The sequence below is a fragment of the Streptomyces sp. NPDC048277 genome (assembly GCF_040652235.1).
In the GTDB taxonomy this organism is placed as follows: domain Bacteria; phylum Actinomycetota; class Actinomycetes; order Streptomycetales; family Streptomycetaceae; genus Streptomyces.
Genome location: NZ_JBEZLQ010000073.1, coordinates 1 through 2511, shown reverse-complemented (window position 1 = coordinate 2511; position 2511 = coordinate 1). Strand labels below are relative to the sequence as shown.

General features: G+C 66.9%; 2 protein-coding genes and 1 pseudogene. 2 read left to right on the top strand and 1 reads right to left on the bottom strand.

Annotation, left to right across the window (positions count from 1 at the left end):
• A partial coding sequence (locus AB0D85_RS52130) for a hypothetical protein (protein WP_362338730.1) occupies positions 1-287 on the top strand: 287 nt, incomplete at its 5' end.
• 150 nt (positions 288-437) lie between these two features.
• Here AB0D85_RS52130 and AB0D85_RS52125 read toward each other — a convergent pair.
• Entirely contained in the window at positions 438-962 is a 525-nt protein-coding gene (locus tag AB0D85_RS52125) for a TetR family transcriptional regulator (RefSeq protein ID WP_362338727.1), read from the bottom strand.
• 653 nt (positions 963-1615) lie between these two features.
• Between AB0D85_RS52125 and AB0D85_RS52120 the strand changes: the two are divergent.
• A pseudogene (locus tag AB0D85_RS52120) lies at positions 1616-2511 on the top strand (Fe-S oxidoreductase); the annotation flags it as partial.

The window sequence follows — 2511 nt, the reverse complement described above, 5'->3', positions numbered from 1 at the left end:
CGCCCCATGTCGGCGCGACCGCCCTGTGCCCCGGTTACGTCCCCAGCGACATCGGCGTCAGCTCCCGCCAGGTCAATCCGGCCGACGTGCCGATGACTCCGCTGGACGAGGCGACGCTGAGAAGAGCCGGCCTGCCGCAGGAAGGGCTGACCATGGACGACGTCACCTCGGCCGCGCTGGCCGGCATCGAGGCCGACCGCGCCCACGTCATCGTCTACCGTGGCGGCACCTACGAGGCCGACATCCGTACGAGGGTCCAGGGCGTACTCGACGACCTGCGGCCCTGAGCTCGCGGGCACCTTCCGCGCCCGGCCACAAGGGACCAGGAAACGGGGCCGACCCGGGGTGTGACCGGGTCGGCCCTCCTGGTGACCGGCTCGACCACGCAACGCCGTTGCCCGGATCCCGGAGCCGTACGGCTTCCGAAGCTGCTCGGCCTATCGGGGAGTGAACGTGGCCAGCGCCTCGTCCAGGAGAACGACCAGGTCGACGCAGCCGTCCAGCGCGGTCCATCGCTCGACAGCAATGGTCACGCAGTCGAGCGCGGCAGCTGTGAGCACCAGAAAGCCGATAGCGACCTCTCCGGGCTCGCCGGCCCGTTCGGCGAGGACGCCCGCCAGGATGTCGCGCCAGCGGGACATCATCTCCAGGCGGCGCGCCCGCAGCGCGGCGGACTCGTCGATGAGGCGGGCCAGAGCGAGACTGTCCGCCGCACTGTCGTAGTAAGGCTGGGTGAGCGCACTCATCGCTTGCCGCAGGGCCGTCCAAGCATCCTCGTCGAGGGGCCGGGCGCGCAGCACGGCTGCGGCCTCGCCGCAGTTCGGCTCAAACGCGCTCAGGACCGCTTCCTCCTTGGTACCGAAGTACCGCAAAAACGTACTGCGCGACACACCGGCCGCATCGGCGACCTCACTGGCGGTGACCTTGTCGAAGCCTTCCCGGCGAAAGAACTCCACAGCCACCCGGGCCAGGCGCTCCCGCACGGCGGCTCGCGCGATGTCCCTCGTTGTCACTGGTGCTTCAGTCACGGGAGGGATCCTACCTCTGCGTGGCCAGGGAGGTCAGAGTCGACCTCCTGGCCCACATTCAGGACGATGTATCAGGCTGGAGGTAGATTTCCCCCAAGGCCACCGTCGGACCGGCTATCCCCCGTCGCCTCCCGTGACAACGCATCCCGAAACCTCTTCAGGCGCCAGGGATGCGACGAGGGAAGGGGGGTGATGACGGACTTGGACGCGGCGCGATCGGGACACTTGCGATCACCACCGCTGAGGCCTCGCTGTCGGCTTCCGCTCCTTCATCGCCCAGTCGCGGCGCGGCACCCCGACTCCCCAGCACCCCTGTCAGATATGGCTGACCTGTAAAGCGAGGGAGCCGTGGAGTCCACGAATTCGCAGGTCTGAGGTCGGAAAATATCCAACCTGATCCATCCGGGCGACTGCGTAACATGCGGGAAACCGCCTCGACAGCGAACAGGCCGAGCCAACGACCTTCGTTGGTCTGCTCGGGTGAAGCTGTGCCCCGGGGGCACCGAACAGCCTGGATGCCGTTCCTTACTTGAGCCGGAACACCGAACTGTCGGGATCAGCATCCTCTTCGTCATGCAGGAGCCCCCATGCAGCTGACCGCGATCCTTGCATCACTTGTTCTCGCTGTGGTCGGTGTGGCGCTGTTCGGTCGTGCCATCGCTCAGATCTATCGATTCGTGCGGCTCGGACAGGACGTGCCCGCGGGCACCCGAACCGACGACCGGACCGCTCGCACCGCCACCGTGATCAGGGAATTCCTCGGTCACACCCGGTTGAACCGGTGGGGCGTGGTGGGCGTCGCCCACTGGTTCGTCGCGGCCGGCTTCTTCTCCCTGGTGCTGACCCTGGTCAACGCGTTCGGCCAGCTTTTCCAGGCTGACTGGACACTGCCGGTCATTGGCCACTGGCTGCCGTACGAGATGTTCGTCGAGTTCATCGGCACGATGACCACGCTCGGCATCCTCACGCTCATCGTCATCAGGCAGCTGAGCCACCCGCGCCGGCCGGGGCGCAAGTCACGGTTCGAGGGCTCGAACTTCGGGCAGGCCTACTTCGTCGAGGCCGTGATCCTGATCATCGGCCTCGCCATCATGGCCCTGCGCGGCCTGGAGGGTGCCCTCGCTGACGTGCACGGCTACGAGGCCGCGTACTTCGCCTCGTACCCCCTGGTCGCCGTCTTCCGGGGCACGAACGGCGACACGCTGCAGAACCTGATCTACCTCACGGCGATGGTCAAGATCGGGGCCTCCTTCGTCTGGATGATCGTGGTCGCCCTGAACACCGACATGGGTGTCGCCTGGCACCGCTTCCTGGCCTTCCCGAACATCTGGTTCAAGCGGAACGCCACGGGTGAGACCTCGCTCGGCGCCCTGCTCCCGATGACCTCGGGCGGCAAGCCGATCGACTTCACCGACCCCGGTGACGACGACGTCTTCGGCGTCTCCCAGGTGGAGCAGTTCTCCTGGAAGGGCCTGCTGGACTT